This is a genomic window from Sideroxydans sp. CL21 (assembly GCF_902459525.1).
Lineage (GTDB): Bacteria > Pseudomonadota > Gammaproteobacteria > Burkholderiales > Gallionellaceae > Sideroxyarcus.
This window is the reverse complement of sequence record NZ_LR699166.1, coordinates 1,135,709-1,152,225: the sequence shown is the minus strand read 5'-3', so window position 1 is coordinate 1,152,225 and position 16,517 is coordinate 1,135,709. Positions and strand designations below refer to the sequence as shown.

General features: G+C 56.5%; 13 protein-coding genes. 9 read left to right on the top strand and 4 right to left on the bottom strand.

Annotation, left to right across the window (positions count from 1 at the left end):
* Positions 1–9 precede the first annotated feature (9 nt).
* Positions 10–1,197, top strand: a complete 1,188-nt coding sequence (gene prpF / locus QOY30_RS05450) for a 2-methylaconitate cis-trans isomerase PrpF (protein WP_283743620.1) — start codon at positions 10–12, stop codon at positions 1,195–1,197.
* Positions 1,198–1,260: 63 nt separating this feature from the next.
* Complete coding sequence (locus QOY30_RS05445; protein ID WP_283743619.1) at positions 1,261–3,150, top strand: propionyl-CoA synthetase; 1,890 nt, start codon at positions 1,261–1,263, stop codon at positions 3,148–3,150.
* Between the two features lie 16 nt (positions 3,151–3,166).
* On the opposite strand, the gene QOY30_RS05440 is transcribed toward QOY30_RS05445, so the two are convergent.
* Positions 3,167–3,628, bottom strand: a complete 462-nt coding sequence (locus QOY30_RS05440; RefSeq protein ID WP_283743618.1) for a WbuC family cupin fold metalloprotein — start codon at positions 3,626–3,628, stop codon at positions 3,167–3,169.
* Between the two features lie 72 nt (positions 3,629–3,700).
* Between QOY30_RS05440 and QOY30_RS05435 the strand changes: the two genes are divergently transcribed.
* Positions 3,701–4,669 (top strand): hypothetical protein, encoded by a 969-nt coding sequence (locus QOY30_RS05435; protein ID WP_283743617.1) that lies wholly within the window; start codon positions 3,701–3,703, stop codon positions 4,667–4,669.
* A 203-nt stretch (positions 4,670–4,872) separates the two neighbouring features.
* Entirely contained in the window at positions 4,873–6,387 is a 1,515-nt protein-coding gene (locus QOY30_RS05430; protein ID WP_283743616.1) for an EAL domain-containing protein, read from the top strand.
* A gap of 30 nt (positions 6,388–6,417) precedes the next feature.
* Here the strand turns inward: QOY30_RS05430 and QOY30_RS05425 are convergent, their stop codons facing one another.
* Positions 6,418–7,212 carry an EAL domain-containing protein gene (locus tag QOY30_RS05425; protein ID WP_283743615.1) on the bottom strand — a complete coding sequence of 265 codons (795 nt, stop codon included), beginning with the start codon at positions 7,210–7,212 and terminating at the stop codon, positions 6,418–6,420.
* A 274-nt stretch (positions 7,213–7,486) separates the two neighbouring features.
* Positions 7,487–8,293 carry a nucleotide-binding protein gene (locus QOY30_RS05420; protein WP_283743614.1) on the bottom strand — a complete coding sequence of 269 codons (807 nt, stop codon included), beginning with the start codon at positions 8,291–8,293 and terminating at the stop codon, positions 7,487–7,489.
* A gap of 397 nt (positions 8,294–8,690) precedes the next feature.
* Here QOY30_RS05420 and QOY30_RS05415 point away from each other — a divergent pair, with 397 nt between their 5' ends.
* The 3 genes from QOY30_RS05415 to QOY30_RS05405 all read left to right on the top strand — a co-directional run bounded on the left by QOY30_RS05415 (position 8,691) and on the right by QOY30_RS05405 (position 12,503).
* The gene (locus QOY30_RS05415; RefSeq protein ID WP_283743613.1) at positions 8,691–8,951 is read left to right on the top strand and encodes a hypothetical protein; all 261 of its coding nucleotides are present in this window, start codon (positions 8,691–8,693) and stop codon (positions 8,949–8,951) included.
* 154 nt (positions 8,952–9,105) lie between these two features.
* Positions 9,106–11,505 (top strand): sensor domain-containing protein, encoded by a 2,400-nt coding sequence (locus tag QOY30_RS05410; RefSeq protein WP_283743612.1) that lies wholly within the window; start codon positions 9,106–9,108, stop codon positions 11,503–11,505.
* Between the two features lie 200 nt (positions 11,506–11,705).
* The gene (locus QOY30_RS05405) at positions 11,706–12,503 is read left to right on the top strand and encodes a DUF3014 domain-containing protein (RefSeq protein ID WP_283743611.1); all 798 of its coding nucleotides are present in this window, start codon (positions 11,706–11,708) and stop codon (positions 12,501–12,503) included.
* Positions 12,504–12,627: 124 nt separating this feature from the next.
* Here the strand turns inward: QOY30_RS05405 and QOY30_RS05400 are convergent, their stop codons facing one another.
* Positions 12,628–13,305: a YceH family protein gene (locus QOY30_RS05400; RefSeq protein WP_283743610.1), complete on the bottom strand. Its 678-nt coding sequence runs from the start codon at positions 13,303–13,305 to the stop codon at positions 12,628–12,630.
* Between the two features lie 125 nt (positions 13,306–13,430).
* On the opposite strand from QOY30_RS05400, the gene QOY30_RS05395 reads away from it, so the two are divergent.
* Positions 13,431–14,681, top strand: coding sequence for an HlyD family secretion protein (locus QOY30_RS05395; protein ID WP_283743609.1), 1,251 nt, complete (start codon positions 13,431–13,433; stop codon positions 14,679–14,681).
* Positions 14,682–14,738: 57 nt separating this feature from the next.
* Positions 14,739–16,283 carry a DHA2 family efflux MFS transporter permease subunit gene (locus QOY30_RS05390; protein ID WP_283743608.1) on the top strand — a complete coding sequence of 515 codons (1,545 nt, stop codon included), beginning with the start codon at positions 14,739–14,741 and terminating at the stop codon, positions 16,281–16,283.
* Positions 16,284–16,517: the final 234 nt, after the last annotated feature.

The following is a 16,517-nucleotide window of genomic DNA, read 5'->3' as shown; positions in this document are numbered from 1 at the left end:
AGGTAAATTGTGTCTCAAGTTCCGCAAATCAAAATCCCCGCCACCTATATGCGTGGCGGCACCTCCAAGGGTGTGTTCTTCCGGCTGGAAGACCTGCCGAAAGCGGCACAGGTACCGGGCAAGGCGCGCGACAAACTGTTCCAGCGCGTGATCGGCAGTCCCGACCCCTACGCCGCGCAGATCGACGGCATGGGAGGCGCGACCTCCAGTACCAGCAAGTGCGTGATCCTGTCGAAAAGCTCACGCCCCGGCCATGACGTGGATTACCTCTACGGCCAGATCTCCATCGATAAAGACTTCGTCGACTGGAGCGGCAACTGCGGCAACCTGTCCACAGGTGCGGGGGCTTTCGCGATCCATGCCGGATATATCGATGCTGCACGTCTTGCGCAGGATGGTGCCTGCACCGTGCGCATCTGGCAGGCCAACATCAGCAAGACCATCATCGCCCATGTGCCGGTCAGCAACGGTCAGGTGCAGGAGACCGGCGATTTCGAGCTGGATGGCGTGACCTTCCCGGCCGCGGAGATCGTGCTGGAGTTCATGGATCCCTCCGATGACAGTGAAGAAGGCGGCAGCCTGTTCCCGACCGGCAATCTGGTCGACGATCTGGAAGTGCCTGGTGTCGGCACCTTCAAGGCCACCATGATCACCGCCGGCATCCCGACCGTGTTCGTGAATGCGGCGGACATTGGTTACACGGGTACCGAATTGCGAGAAGCCATCAATACCGACCCGGCCGCGCTGGCACGTTTCGAGAAGATCCGCGTGGCGGGCGCATTGCGCATGGGTTTGATCAAAACCCCGGAAGAAGCCGCAACCCGCCAACATACCCCGAAGGTCGCTTTTGTTGCGCCACCTGCCGACTATGTGGCCTCCAGCGGCAAGAAGATCAGCGCTGCCGAAGTCGATCTGCTGGTGCGCGCCCTGTCGATGGGAAAACTGCACCATGCCATGATGGGCACGGCAGCAGTGGCGATCGGCACAGCAGCAGCGATCCCCGGCACGCTAGTGAATCTGGCCGCGGGCGGTGGTGAACGCGATGTGGTGAAGTTCGGGCATCCCTCCGGCACATTGAGAGTCGGTGCAGCTGCCAGCAAGAACGGTGGCGACTGGAAAGTCGAGAAAGTCACCATGAGCCGCAGCGCACGCGTGCTGATGGAAGGCTGGGTACGTATTCCAGGCGACAGTTTTTGAGAATCGTTTTAACCAAAAAACTTTGTTTGCCCGCGTGGGCTGCACTATCAGGGAGGAGTCAAGATGAGTTACCAAGCCGAATACCAACGTTCGATGAACGATCCGGAGGGCTTCTGGCGCAAACAGGCCGAAGACCTGGATTGGTTCAAGTTCCCGCAGCAGATCCTGACGCGCGATGAAGAAGGCGTCGGCTACTGGTTCGCTGACGGGGAAATGAACACCGCCTACATGGCGCTGGACCATCACGTGAAGAGCGGGCGCGGCGATCAGCTGGCGCTCATATTCGACTCTCCCGTCACCAATACCAAGGCGAAGTACACCTACGCCGAACTGACCGATGCGGTGGCGCGCACCGCCGGGATGCTGGCCGACCTGGGTGTGGTGAAAGGCGACCGCGTCATCATCTACATGCCGATGATCCCCGAAGCGGTCATCAGCATGCTGGCAGTAGCCCGTCTGGGTGCAATCCACTCCGTCGTGTTCGGCGGCTTTGCGCCGCCCGAACTCGCATTGCGCATCGACGATGCCAAACCGAAAGTCATCCTCACCGCCTCCTGCGGCATCGAGGTCAAACGCATCATCGAATACAAACCGCTAATCGACAAAGCGTTCGAATTGGCGAAGCACAAGCCGGAATGCTGCGTCATCTTCCAACGTCCGCAGGCGGTCGCAGCCCTGACACCCGGGCGCGACCACGAGTGGACGTCGTTGCTGGCCAAAGCAAAACCGGTCGGCTGCACACCGGTCAAAGGCAGCGATCCGCTGTATATCCTCTATACCTCAGGCACCACAGGCAAACCCAAGGGGGTGGTGCGCGAGAACGGCGGACACGCCGTGGCGCTGAAATACAGCATGAGCGCGATCTACGACATGAAACCGGGCGAAGTGTTCTGGGCCTCGTCCGACGTGGGCTGGGTGGTAGGACACTCCTATATCGTTTACGCCCCACTGCTGCATGGCTGCACCACGGTCGTGTACGAAGGCAAGCCGATCATGACGCCGGATGCCGGTGCGCTCTGGCGCGTCTGCGCCGAATACGGCGTGAAAGCATTGTTCACGGCACCGACCGCATTCCGCGCCGTGAAGAAGGAAGACCCGCAAGCGCTGCTCATGAAGCCGTACGACCTGAGCAAGTTGCTGACCATTTTCTCTGCCGGCGAACGCCTCGATCCCCCGACCGAAGCCTGGCTCACCGAAGTCAGCGGCAAGCCGGTCATCGATCACTGGTGGCAGACCGAGACCGGCTGGGCGATCACGGCCAACCTGCGCGGCGTAGAGCCGATGCCGGTCAAGTCCGGTTCGTCCACCATGCCTGTACCCGGCTTCAACGTGCAAATTCTGGACGAGAGCGGACACCAGGTCGCACGCGGCACGCAGGGTTACATCGCCATCAAGCTGCCCTTGCCGCCGTCCTGCCTGAACAAGGTCTGGGGTGACGACAAGAAATTCGGCGAAGGCTACCTCAGCATGTTCCCAGGCTATTACGCCACCGGCGACGGCGGCTATATTGACGCGGACGGTTATGTGTTCGTGATGGGACGCGTGGACGATGTGATCAACGTGGCCGGCCACCGCCTGTCCACCGGCGAGATCGAGGAAGTGATCGCTACCCATCCGGCGGTGGCGGAATGTGCCGTCATCGCGCGCGACGACGATCTCAAGGGACAAGTGCCGATGGGACTGGTCGTGCTCAAGTCGGGTGCGACGATCGATGAGATCGTGCTGCAAAAAGAGCTGGTGACCCGCGTGCGCGAAGCCATCGGCGCGATCACTTGCTACAAGGACACGGTAATCCTCGCACGCCTGCCCAAGACCCGCTCCGGCAAGACGCTGCGCAAGACACTGTGCAACATCATCAACGGCAAGGCGTATACGGTGCCGTCGACCATCGACGATTCGGGCGTGATACCCGAGATTATCGAGACACTGCGCAGCAAGCAGTTCGTCGCGTAAGCCGGCCGTTTCTCGGTCAGGCGATTTCGTCGCCGACCTGGGCCAGGGCGTACCACGCATTCAATTCTGCGGCGGTGCGCCCCTTGCTCCAGGCAGCAACATCCGCATCGGAGATGGGTGCATAAGGCCCGTGCTTCACCTCGAAGATCACCGCCCCCGTATCGCGCGACAGCACGGCATGCCAGGCACCCGCGGGTATCTCCACCACGCCGGTATCTTCGCCCAGCTCCGCGCGTTCGGTGACCCTGCCCGCTTCGTTGAACACCAGAACGGTGAAGCGCCCGCGCAAGGCAGTCAGCACTTCCCAGGTGTGCGGGTGGCGATGCGGCAGGATCAGCGTGTCCGGCTCCATGGCGATGGCGAGGCGCTGGATGGGATCGCTCAACTCCCGGTGCAGGTTGGAGTTGGCACGCAGACGCGGTGACTGCCGGGCTTCCTGGCTCAGCCTGGTCAGGTCGGCAAAAGTGAGTTTCTTCAAAATAGTCCTCCTGATAAAGGTGAATTCTCTCACGCTTTTATCGGCAGGCTACAACAGATAGAATCCCACCCCATGCGCTCTTTCCCGAATCATCTTCATCTCATTTGCGCCGCCGCATTTTGCCTGTACACGTCGATTGCGCCTGCTGCTGAAGTCGCTCCAAAGGAAGACCTCTCGGGTAAAGCCGCGGCCGAGGCGGTAAGCAAGTCTGAACTGGTACTGGAAGCTTCCGCAAAATATACTGACATCGACTACAACGTTCCCCTCACCGACAAGCCCATCCCCGTCATCACCTCGGACAACGAGTCGGAGATCTACAGCAAGCTTATTCAAGGTTCGCTCATACCGCGCTACATGGTGCTGGAGGCAAGTGTGTATCCGCTGGCTTCACTGGGTACGGCTGTCAAATCACACTCGCCGTCACTCTACCGGCAAGCCGAGATCGGCAATACCGGCATCAACTTGCTGGAATCTGCCACACCGGACTTTCAGGAACCCTGGGCGGTATCCGCCTTCTTCGGTAACGTGGCAAAACTGAATCGCCCGAAGGAACAGCGCGAGGGGAACAACTATGGCTACACCGGCTATCTGTTCAGCGCAGGCAACAAGCACATCAAGGACAACGTCCTCATCCCGGACGATTGGTATGAGGTCGAGTGGAAGATCAAGGGCCAGCTCGATTATCCGGACGAAAAACTGTCCTGGAGTTTCCGCGTAGGTGCACGTTACAACACCAACAAGGCCGTCAACGACGTAACTTATGTCAGCCTGCACCGGAGCAATCTAGACCTGCGTTATTCCTTCCTCGAATGGATGGAGAACGCCAATTACGATATGCGCATGTACTTCCTGCAAACCGGCGGGGAAATGGTTCGCCTTGAACTGATTGCGGGAAAAAAGGTCCCGATGCCCCAGTGGGGCTACGCGCCGACGCTGGACATCGGTTTTGTCTGGACCAGCCCGGACGAATATTCCGGCCCGCTCCGGAACTTGCGCACCAATGTGACGACACTGGTGTTCCGGCCTTCCATCGAGTTTTAACGCTGAAAATCAAATTTGCCGGGATGCCGACTCACTTCAGGCATGATTACGGGGAACTCTATGACGGATAGTCGTTTTGACTATTCGAGTCCACGCCGGAGAACTGTACATAACCGTCACCATTCAGGGATAAACTGAACACGGGCCAAAATACACGGCCCTTATCGATTCGGGACTTACATGCGAAACCGAGGGAGTGATTAATGAAATTCCGCATTATCTTTCGCGCAGTTCGTCCCTTCTTCTCTGCCTTGGCCGTCATTGCCACTTCCGCAGCACTCGTTTTTGCAATTTACTTTACCGAACTTGGCCTGCAATGGATCACTTTTCTGGGCGGGATTCTCGTGGCGGCGATCCTTGCCGAAGCAACCCGCGTATCGCACGTGGAGTGGGTTGTCGCCAGACGCACGGCGCAGTTGTCCGCCGTAAAAGACAAGCTCGAACATGAAACACTGCTCCGCAAAAGGGCCGATGAAACGATTCTGATCAACTATCCCCGGCTGCATTTGATCGACGAAGTGTTGACTATCATGGTTGCATTTTTCGATACGGAGGGACAGTGCCAATATCACAACCGGGCATTTACGGAATGGCTGCATCTGCGGCCGGATCAAATTCATGGTCAGCACATCCGTAAAATTCTCGGTTCCAATGTCTACCAGGAAACGGCGACTTCAGTCCGGAAGTCCCTGGATGGGCATCAGGTGCAGTATGAACGGATGCAGAAGATGCCGGATGGCACTGTTTACCGGCTACGCGTCGAGCATATCCCGCAATTCGGCGAGAATGGCAAGGTAAGCGGGTTCTTCATGCTGATCAATGACGTCACCTCTCCCGGCGACCTGCAAAAGCAGGGCAATGCCGAATTGAAAAAGGCTGGCATCAACTCCGAGGTGGATACTTCAATTCCCGACGGAGCGTCGAACCAGGATACCTTTGTTGCATCATTCTCCGAACAAATTTCCGGCCATACGGAAGTCATGAACATCAAGGCAGCGATCGAGAAAGGTGATTTCAGTTTGTACTGCCAGCTCATCACGCCCCTCGCGATTGATTCCGGCGAAGCCTTGCATTATGAAATCCTGGTTCGATTGATCGAGGAAGAGGAAGGCATGATGCCGCCCGGGGCGTTTTTCCCGCTCGCTGAAAAATACGGCCTCATGCCGCATCTTGATCGATGGGTAGTGCAACACGTGACGGAATGGATCTCCCATCTGAATTCGCCGGACGAGAAAATGAAGAATTCGGTGTTCTTCATCAATTTATCGGATGCCACAATAGGCGATCCCAGTTTTCCCGAATTCCTGCAATTAACCCTGATGGAACACGGTGTACCCGGTGCCGCCCTGTGCTTTGAAATTCCGAATTCGGAACTCACCTCACGCCCCACGGCTATTGCCGAATTCGCGCAACGGATCAGGCAATGCGGCTCTCTCCTGGCGATCAGCGGCTTCGGTCATGACAGGATATCGTTCGATCTGATCCGGGGCTTCCGTGTGGAGTTTTTGAAAATCGACGGCAGCATCATATTCAATATACTGCGGGACCCGGTCGAGCTTGCGAAAATAACGGCCATCAACCGGGTGGCAAAATTGATCGGCGTAAAAACGATCGCCGAATTGGTGGAGAACGAAGAAACGATAGCCAAACTGAGAGAAGTCGGCATCGATTATGCGCAGGGTTTTGGGATATCGAAACCCCGCCCCTTATCCGAATAGCATCAGCCGCCGGGACTTGTTGTCGCACCGCTAAGTCCAGGCAGCAGTGTCGATCTGGCCAATTGCCTTGAACGCAGGTTTGCAGAAGAGGTATCCCTGCAGAAGCGACACGCCGCTGCCCACCAGGAAATCGCGCTCTGCCCCGGTTTCTATTCCCTCGGCCAGGACCCTGATCCCCAATTGATGACACATATGCACAATGCCTTCTACGATGGCCTGTTTGGGCTTGCTGTCGTTGATATTCCGCACCAGGTCCATGTCGATCTTCACGATATCCGGCTGAAACTCCGCCAGCAGGTTCAGGCCGGCGTAACCCGCGCCGAAATCGTCGATGGCGGTCTTGAAACCGAAGCGTTTGTATTCTTCAAATATATTGATCAGATGCGGCCGGTCGGCGACGTTCTCCCCCTCGACGACTTCGAAAATAATGCGCTCTTTGGGAAAATTGTATTTGTGTGCCGCTTCAAATGTAGATCGTATGCATGCTTCGGGCTGGTACACGGCGTTGGGAAGAAAGTTGATCGACAACAACTCCTTGATGCCCAGCTCGGCCGCGCCCTTGACCGCCTTTACCCGGCACGCTTGATCGAACCGGTAACGGTTTTCATCGTTGACTCTGGCCAGCACCGAGGCGGCAGACTCGCCGTTTACCCCGCGCACCAATGCCTCGTGCGCAAAGACGGCGCGGGCGTGAAAATCGACAATGGGCTGGTAGGCAAAAGAAAAATCGAAATCCAACTCCTCCGTATCCTTGCAGCGGTTGCATCCGGGTGTATCAGTTGCGGCGGATGAACTCTCATTCGGCAATACTTTTATTGGAAGCATAGTGGCCTAACCAAAGGTAATCGGTAAGGTATTCTAACAGCCTATTTGTATGGATTCGGGGACGTCTGAAACTGTTCGCACTTCCAATATCGGCTGTACAAATTCACACGGGTCAACAGGGGATGCTTCTATTTCCTTCGCTCCCCGTCGAGATTAGCCCTGCAGTTTCCGGCCATTGCCTTCAGTCCTGTGCTTTTGCCATATATCGGCATCCGTTCTCTAACTCAAGCTTCGCGAAGCAAGGCGTGCCCGCGCGATGGAGTATCTCTTCAGATTACTGTAGCGACGCATCCTCGATGAGCACCTTGTAGGCATAGCCTGCACCAAAGTCCTCGTCGTTGTGAACAACACCTTTGACCGTTACCACATCATTGAGCTTGGTCTCGTTCGTGCTCGTCACGAGAATGTCGTTGCTGTCGTCCGCAGCGGATCCGGAACCGTCGCGCAAATGGATCCAGTTTTTGCCCATGATGCCCGCATTGTATTTGACGACCTTGCCGCGAACTACGACCGTTTTGCCTTTAAGGGCAACCCGATTCTTGATGATTTCTGCAACGGTCTTGGCATTCGCGCCCTTGGCCTTGGGGATATGTTCAACGCTGATCGTATCGAGCTTTTTGGACGGAATAGTGGCATAGGCCGTGCCCAGGGCATGCCCGCTGGTAGAGCCATCCATTGCCGAACTACCCATTGCCGAGCCGGTCATCGCCGAACCGGTCATCGCGCTGTCTCCGGACATGCCCACGCCATGGGGACTTGCAGCACTACCGTCCGCCCCGCTCAGGGTGCCGAACACGATCGACGGGAATGTTTTCTTCAGTGCCTTGCTTTCGAAGTTTTTCATCACGATCGCGTTCTCAATCGTGACCTTGGCGCCCTGTTTGACTGGCGCATTGATGACAGCCGCCCAAATTTCGCCGTCCTGGGTCTTGAGGCGCAGATAGGTAAAATTGGCGACGTTCTGGACCTCAAGTACTTCGCCCTGGACGACACCGGGTCCGGACTGACTGGTTGCGGGTTTTTCTTCCGCCCAAACGAAGGTCGCAAAGACCATCAGGCAAATCGCTAACAAAGCTTTCATGATTGGGTACTCCTTAGTTGGAAATGGGCAAAGTGTAACAGGGAGGAGACTGCAGAGAATGACAGTAGTTTATGCCGGCCAATGGGTATTGCGATCTGTTTGCCGACGGCACGGCAGCCGGGCAAAAAACGAGGCCGGATAACCCTTGCTCCGGACTACCTGTGGAAGCGGCTGAATTCATTCGCATGCCTGCCGATCATTAAGTAGCACTTGGCGCAACAAGGTTTAACGTTCCTCACATAATTCCTTGACGCTATTTTAACAAAGCCGCTGCTAGGATGGGCCCTATAAAAACAATGTTTCCGGTAATCGGAAATCAGGCCGGAATCGAGGAGGCTCAGGGATGGCAGCTTGGAAGTTCCTGATTGGTAATGTCTAACTTTAGGGGAGTGAAAACATGAAGAAATATATGTTGATGGTAGCGTTGATACTGGTGTCGGCAAACGCAATGGCGGAACGAGTCGTGTCCGGGACAAATGAAATGGACAAGGCTTCCGGCGCAAGCCGATCCGAGGCGTGCAAGACGGCAAAGGAAGATGCGCTGATCAAAAGAACCTACGATGAACAGCTGGCAAAATATTCGCCATGCGAGTGTAAACAGAACGACAAAGGAAGCTGGGCCTGCACCGTCGATGCAACGCTGGAAAAGACTCGTTAGCCGGGTCAACGCTGCACTGGCAAAGGCGATCTCGGGATCGCCTCTTTTTTTGCCCCCGGCGGCGCACCTACAGCAGCAAGAGACCCGTTAAACTGCGAATGGCAATAAGCAGATAAAATTGAGGCTGATCAACTAATTCTCCCCGGGTGATTGCGTGTCCAAATCAGAACGATACAAACGAATGACTGACGATTCCCGCGACGGCTACTGGGTGGTCGACCTGCAGGGCAATTTGCTGAAAGCAAATCAGGTTTATGCGGAGATGTCGGGATACTCGATCGACGAACTTGTGAACATGCATGTCACCCGGCTGGATGCGCAGGATGACGAGCAGAAAGTAAAAGCGCGGATCGACAAATTGCTTGCACAGGGACACGACCGGTTTGAGTCGCGGCATCGCCACAAGAAGGGACACCTGTTTGAAGTCGACGTCGCGATAAAATATATAAGCGAGTCAAATCACTTCTTTGTATCTTTCAGGGACATCTCCGAACGCAACCTCTACCAGCAGAAACTCAGCGAGAGCGAGGAGAAATACCGAAAATTGTTCGAAAATGCGGGTGACCTTGCGTACAGCACCGATCTCAACGGCGTATTTACCGCGGTCAGCGAGTCGTTGATGGCCGTGACAGGGTATAGGAACGACGAACTACTCAACGCGTCCATCGGCAAAATCCTGACGCCGGAAAATCTCGAACTGGCGAAGCGCATGACCGCGGCCAAACTCAGCGCGGAAAAACAGGTCACCCGCTACGAACTGGAAATCACCGACAAGCAGGGGAAGCAGTTGCCGCTGGAATTGGTCACCACACTGACCTACCGGGACGGGATACCGGTCGGCGTGCAGGGTATCGGCCGCGACATCAGCGAACGCAAGCGCCTGGAAACCGATCTTCGCATCGCCGCCGCCGCCTTTGAATCGCAGGAAAGCCTGCTGATCACCGATGCCAAAGGTGTGATCCTGCGGGTCAACAAGGCATTTACCAAATGCACGGGCTATACGGCCGAAGAAGTTGTGGGCCAGACGCCCCGCATTTTCAAATCGGGGCGCCACGGCGCGGATTTTTACCGGAAAATGTGGGAGAACATCCACCGCACCGGGGGATGGCAGGGGGAGATATGGGACCGGCGCAAGAATGGCGAGATCTATCCGAAATGGCTCACGATCTCCGCGGTCAGGGGAGATGATGGTGTCGTCACGCATTACGTCGGGTCGCACATCGACATCACGGAACGCAAGGCGGCAGAAGAGCAGATCCGGCAACTGGCATTCCACGACCCGCTGACCCGACTGCCGAACCGGCAGCTTCTGCTGGATCGTCTTCAACATTCACTGATTTCCAACGCACGCAGCGGACGGAAAGGCGCGTTACTGTTTATCGACCTGGATAATTTCAAGACACTCAACGACACCCTGGGACACGCCATGGGAGACTTGCTGCTGCAACAAACTGCCGAGCGGCTGATTTCCTGCATGCGAGAGGGCGACACAGTGGCTCGCATCGGCGGCGACGAGTTCGTGGTCATGCTGGAAAACCTGAGCGGGCAGGCCATCGAGGCTGCGCAACAAGCCGAGGCCGTTGGCGAAAAAATCCTTGCCTCCCTGAGCAATCTTTATCAGCTGGGCACACATACATTTCGCAGCTCAGGAAGTATCGGCGCGACCATATTCAGCGGAGACCATCATGAGTCTGAGGAACTGCTGAAACAGGCAGACATCGCCATGTACCAGGCCAAAAAGGCCGACCGCAACACCCTGCGCTTCTTCGATCACAAGATGCAGGACACCATCAACGCCCGCGCGGCACTCGAAGGCGAATTGCACAAGGCACTCGAAAGCGGGCAATTCCAGTTGTATTACCAGATACAAGTGGACAAAACACGGCTTTCTGTTGGAGCAGAAGCATTGATCCGCTGGAACCATCCAACGCGCGGCTTGGTATCGCCCGCCGATTTCATTCAGTTGGCAGAAGAGACCGGGTTGATCCTGCCTATCGGCAAATGGGTGCTGGAGACGGCCTGCGCCCAGCTCAAAGCATGGGCAAGCAGTGAACAGACCCGGCACCTTGTCCTGGCAGTGAACATCAGCGCCCGGCAATTTCACCAGGATGATTTTGTGGATCAGGTGCTCGCTGCGGTACAGCACAATGCGATCAACCCGAATCTGCTCAAGCTGGAACTCACCGAAAGTCTGTTGCTGGAATACACGGAAGATACTGTTGCCACGATGAACGCACTGAAAGCGATCGGTGTCCGGCTGTCACTGGACGACTTCGGTACCGGCTATTCATCCTTGCAGTACCTCAAGCTGCTGCCGCTGAATCAAATCAAGATCGATCGATCTTTTGTGCGGGACATCGCCAACGACGCCGCAATCGTGCAGACCATCATTGCGATGGCCGAGACGCTGGGTCTGGAAGTTATTGCGGAAGGAGTCGAGACTGAAGCCCAGCACGATTTTCTGGATTTGCGCGGTTGCCATGCATTCCAGGGATATTTATTTGGCAAGCCGGTGCCGATCGAACATTTCGATCAAATCGCCGATCAGGCTTGATGGCATTTGATGGCGGGTAGCCGGAATTCCCTGAAAGCACATGACAGCCCGGCGAACATATTTCGAAAATGAGTGATTGCGCATGAAACTTTAATCGGCAATACTGGTCTTTTCGCTTGAAGCGAAAGTTGGTAGCGTCGGCTTCATTTGTGACTGTGGTTTGAAATTGGCATTTACATATTTCAAAGAGGAGAAAGAACATGGATAAAAAAGTTCTATTCGCAATTGCCACCGTCATTTTATTGGGGGCCGCATATGCAGCTTATACGTTCTGGCAAAACAACCATCCTGTGCCCGAAATTGTTCAATCAAAAAATACTCCAACGTCTCCCCCCGTACCTCCGCCTGCACCGGTTGTGAACCAGGTGATCGAAATACCTCCTCCCGTACTACCTCCCCTGCCTCAACTGGCAAAGAGCGACAGCTTCGTACTTGATGCACTGTCCAATTTATTGGGAAATAATTCGTTGAAAAAGCTGTTCCACACCGACCAGGTCATTCGAAATATCGTCGTTACTGTGGATAATCTGCCCCGGCAGCGCGTGCCCGCCAAATCAATGCCGCTCAATCCGCCACCCGGACATTTTCTCGCCGCCGGTTCTGAAGACAATTTAATCATCAGCCCCAAGAATACAAATCGCTATGCGGGTTATGTGAGCCTTGCCGACGCCGTAGATCCCAAGCAACTGGTCGGACTCTATGTCCGCCTCTATCCCCTGTTTCAGCAGTCATACGCCGAACTGGGCTACCCTAACAAGAATTTCAACGACCAACTCAATGACACGCTGAATGATCTGCTGGATACACCCGACATCAAGGAACCGATCAAACTGGTTCAGCCCAAATTCTTTTACCAATATGCGGACGCTGAAACAGAAACATTATCGATAGGCGAGAAAATCATGCTGCGCCTAGGCAGCAAAAATGCAAAAATCGTTAAAAATAAATTGAGCGAAATAAAGCAGGAACTGGCTGCTCGTGCGAATGAGCTGAAATAGCATAGACAGGGTAAACAGTCACGGCAGCCCATGCCGTGAATCCAAATCAAATGGCGCCCGAAGCCGTCACCTCGACTTTGACGCTACGTTCCGCGCATCCTGAAATATTCGTCCGGCCACAGCATCATGGTTTGGAAACGCCAAGCTCTGCGTACAACTTGTCCAGCAAAACCCGCAGTTCTCCAACTTCCGCTTCCAGCCTGGCGACATTGGCCTTGAGCGCTGCAATTTCTCCCACAGTCAAATCGCCCGCGGGAATTGCAGTTTCCACATTGGCAAATGCTCGCTCATCCATGGCCGGTGCGCCTGAAAGCAGGTGCATCCAACGGTTCTCGCGCGAGCCGGGCTGGCGCGGCAATTCAACCACCAGGCCGCCTGCTGCTCGTTCGGCCAGCTCCGCCAGAAAAGCTTCCACCGAAGAAATATCCGCGAATTTGTGCAAGCGCTCGCAATTGATGCGCAACTCCCCCGCCGTCTGCGGGCCGCGCAACATCAGCATGGCCAGCAAGGCAGTGGACTGGGTGGGGATATGCAGCACACGTTCGATGTTGTGCCCGTAACGCGACGCTCTGCCACCGCTCGTCTCCACGATCAGCGACAACGCCCGCAGGCTGTCCAGCGCCGCCTGCACTTCGGATTCGGAAGCTTCGATCACCGGGTCGCGGCTGCTCTTCTGGTTGCAGCCGGAGACCAGTGCGTTGAGCGTCAACGGATAACTGTCCGGCACCGTTCTTTGCTTTTCGGCAAGCACGCCGAGGACGCGGGTTTCAAGAAGGGAAAGGACAGGAAGCATGGAAGACATGATTTTTCTCTGGAAATATCGCAACAGGAATTATACAGGCACGTTCCTCATATCTTCATTGACATACCCCGACCAACTCCAATACAGTCAAAATAGAATTTTTGAGCAAGTTTCGGAGAACCAAGATGAATGATCAGGACAGCAAGCCACCTTCAGCCGCGCCAAACAAACGCCGCAAGATTCTGCTGCTTATCGGTGGAGTTGTAACGCTGGTTCTGCTGTCCGCTTTCGTATGGTGGTTTTTTATCGGACAGTGGCGCACCAATACCGATGATGCCTATGTGGGCGGCAACATCGTCTCGGTAATGCCGTTGACCGGCGGAACGGTGATTGCCATTTACGGCGACACCACACAGGCCGTGACCGAAGGACAGCTGCTGGTGCAACTGGACAACAGCGATACCCGCCTGCAACTTGAATCTGCCGAAGCCGCACTGGCATCGGCCGTGCGCGAAGTGCGCGGCATGTATGCAACCAACGAAGGCAATCTGCCGCTGCTCGCGCAACGGCGCGCCGATCTGGCACGGGCGCAGGCAGAGCTGGCCAGCAGCGAAGCCACCCTGGCGCAGGCCGAAGACGAATACAACCGCCGGGTCGCACTGGCCCGGCAAAATTTCGTCTCCCCGGAAAACGTGCAGATCGCACTCACGGCACGCGATGCGGCGCGGGCACAGCACGATGCCGCCACCCACGCTGTGCATGCCAGCAGCGCCGCCATCGAACAGACCATCGACCAATCCGGCGTTTCCCGTGCGCGGGTGGATCACACCTCGATAGAAAACCATCCGAGTGTACGTGCCGCAGCAGTCCATGTTCGCGAAGCCGCGCTGGCACTCGCGCGTACCCGCGTGCTGGCACCGTGCAGCGGCCAGGTTGCCAAGCGCTCGGTCCAGATCGGTGAACGGGTGACAGCAGGAGCGGCACTGATGGCCATCGTGCCGCTGGACAAGGTCTGGCTGGATGCAAATTTCAAGGAAACCGAATTGAGTGAAGTGCGCATCGGCCAGTCCACCGAGCTGACATCAGATTTCTACGGCAGCTCGGTCGTGTTTCACGGCAAGGTAGTTGGACTGGCGCCCGGCACGGGCTCTGCGTTCTCCCTGCTGCCCGCGCAGAATGCTACCGGCAACTGGGTAAAGATCGTGCAGCGCGTGCCGGTACGCATCGCGCTGGATGCCAATGAATTGCAGGCACATCCGTTGCGCATCGGACTCTCCATGGATGCCACCATCGACACGCATGACCGCAGCGGTGCCGCGCTGACTACCCTGCCCGAAAGCAAGGCGATCGCTTCGACAGAAATGTATGCGCAAAACCTCAAGGCCGCCGATGCACGGGTAGCGCAGATCATCGCCGACAATCTGGCACACAAGTAGCATTCACGCCGGGAAGGCGGAACAAAAGCATCGACTGTTTCCGTGGAGTGTTGAAAAATGGATCCTGCTCAACCGGGCGTATTGAAAGGCGTCACACTGGTGGCCGCAACGTTGGCCCTAGGCATGGGTTCGTTCATGAATATTCTGGACCTGACCATCGTCAATGTCGCCGTCCCCACCGTGGCGGGCGATTTCGCGGTCACGCCGACACAGGGCACCTGGGTCATCACTTCCTATTCGGTAGCGGAGGCCATCCTGCTGCCATTGGCGGGATTTCTCGCCGGACGTTTCGGCGAAGTGCGCACCTTTGTCGCCGCCACCCTGTTGTTCACGTTTGCATCTTTGCTTTGCGCAATGTCGGTCAGTTTTCCGATGCTGCTTGCGTCCCGCGTGCTGCAGGGCGTGTTCGGTGCCTCCATGATCCCGTTATCGCAAACGCTGCTCACCACCATTTATCCCCCGCACAAGCGCGGGCTGGCGCTGGGCATCTGGGCCATGACCACGGTGATCGCGCCGATCGCAGGCCCCCTGGCGGGTGGTTGGCTGACCGATAACGCTTCATGGCACTGGATATTCCTGATCAACCTGCCGGTCGGACTGCTGGTCGGCATATCCGTTGCCGCATTGCTCGCCGGGCGCGACGTTATCCAGCCCGGCAAGCGCGAACAGAAAATGGATTGGGCCGGATTGGCGCTGCTGGTGATTGGCATCGGCTCCCTGCAGATCATGCTCGACAAGGGCAACGAACTGGACTGGTTCAGCTCCGGCACCATCGTCATCCTGACCATCACGGCGATAGTGGCGCTGCTGATGTTCGTGGCGTGGGAATGGTACGAGCCCGCCCCGCTGGTCGATCTGCGAATGTTCACTCGGCGCAATTTCCTGGTGGGATCACTCTGCCTGATGATAGGCATGATGGCCTTCTTCAGCGTGGTCGTGATCATTCCGCTGTGGCTGCAGACCTATCAGGGCTACACCTCGCTGTGGGCAGGCAAATCCGTGGCTTTTGGCGGCGTGCTGGCAGTCATCCTCGGCCCTGTCATCGGTGCCAACATCGGCCGCGTCGATGCGCGCGCCATCACCACCTTCGGCTTTGTCGTGTTCGCGCTGGTGGGCTACTGGAGTTCCGGCTTCACACCGGACATCGATTATTGGTCGATCGCGCTGAGCCGTCTGTTCATGGGCATAGGCATCAGCTGTTTCTTCCTGCCGCTGGTCACCATCAGCCTCTCCGGTTTGCCGCCGGATCGCGTCGCGGCGGCATCCGGCCTGACCAACTTCATGCGCAATCTCGGCGCCAGCTTCGGTACCGCCATCACCACCTGGCTATGGACCAGCCAGGCCGAAGGATTCCACGCCAGGCTGATGGAAAACATCCAGACCTACAATCCGCTGGCGACGGAATATATGGACCGGTTGCACCAGCTCGGCATGCCGGACGATGTCGCCTATGCCTATCTCGAGCGCCTGATCACCACCCAGTCCTACACCATGTCCACCGATCGCATCCTGGTCATTTCCGCCACGCTGATGCTCTCGCTGATCGCGGTGATATGGTGGGCAAAACCCCCGTTCGTGGCCAGCCGGGGCGGCGGGCATTGACACTACCCGAGCAACTCCCATAAAGTTCGCCCCACTTGCAAATCCGCCACACGCATATCACACCGCAGGCACGGTGTGAGGCTCACAGCGGGATCCAGACAGCGGGAGGGTCACGGCGAAGCCGTCGTGCACCCACCGGCGTACCCTTTCGGGTGACAGGAGGCTGGCGCAAGAAAAGACTTCCGCAACGGCGGGAAGTATTGCCAGCAGCGTCTCTTGTTCAACAAAGGGGAA

Coding starts and splice junctions, on each gene's coding strand:
- QOY30_RS05435 (WP_283743617.1), top strand. CDS start 3,701: ATGCGCTCTTTCCCGAATCATCTTCATCTCATTTGCGCCGCCGCATTT.
- QOY30_RS05445 (WP_283743619.1), top strand. CDS start 1,261: ATGAGTTACCAAGCCGAATACCAACGTTCGATGAACGATCCGGAGGGC.
- QOY30_RS05395 (WP_283743609.1), top strand. CDS start 13,431: ATGAATGATCAGGACAGCAAGCCACCTTCAGCCGCGCCAAACAAACGC.
- QOY30_RS05420 (WP_283743614.1), bottom strand. CDS start 8,293: ATGAAAGCTTTGTTAGCGATTTGCCTGATGGTCTTTGCGACCTTCGTT.
- QOY30_RS05430 (WP_283743616.1), top strand. CDS start 4,873: ATGAAATTCCGCATTATCTTTCGCGCAGTTCGTCCCTTCTTCTCTGCC.
- QOY30_RS05400 (WP_283743610.1), bottom strand. CDS start 13,305: ATGTCTTCCATGCTTCCTGTCCTTTCCCTTCTTGAAACCCGCGTCCTC.
- QOY30_RS05425 (WP_283743615.1), bottom strand. CDS start 7,212: ATGCTTCCAATAAAAGTATTGCCGAATGAGAGTTCATCCGCCGCAACT.
- QOY30_RS05415 (WP_283743613.1), top strand. CDS start 8,691: ATGAAGAAATATATGTTGATGGTAGCGTTGATACTGGTGTCGGCAAAC.
- QOY30_RS05390 (WP_283743608.1), top strand. CDS start 14,739: ATGGATCCTGCTCAACCGGGCGTATTGAAAGGCGTCACACTGGTGGCC.
- QOY30_RS05405 (WP_283743611.1), top strand. CDS start 11,706: ATGGATAAAAAAGTTCTATTCGCAATTGCCACCGTCATTTTATTGGGG.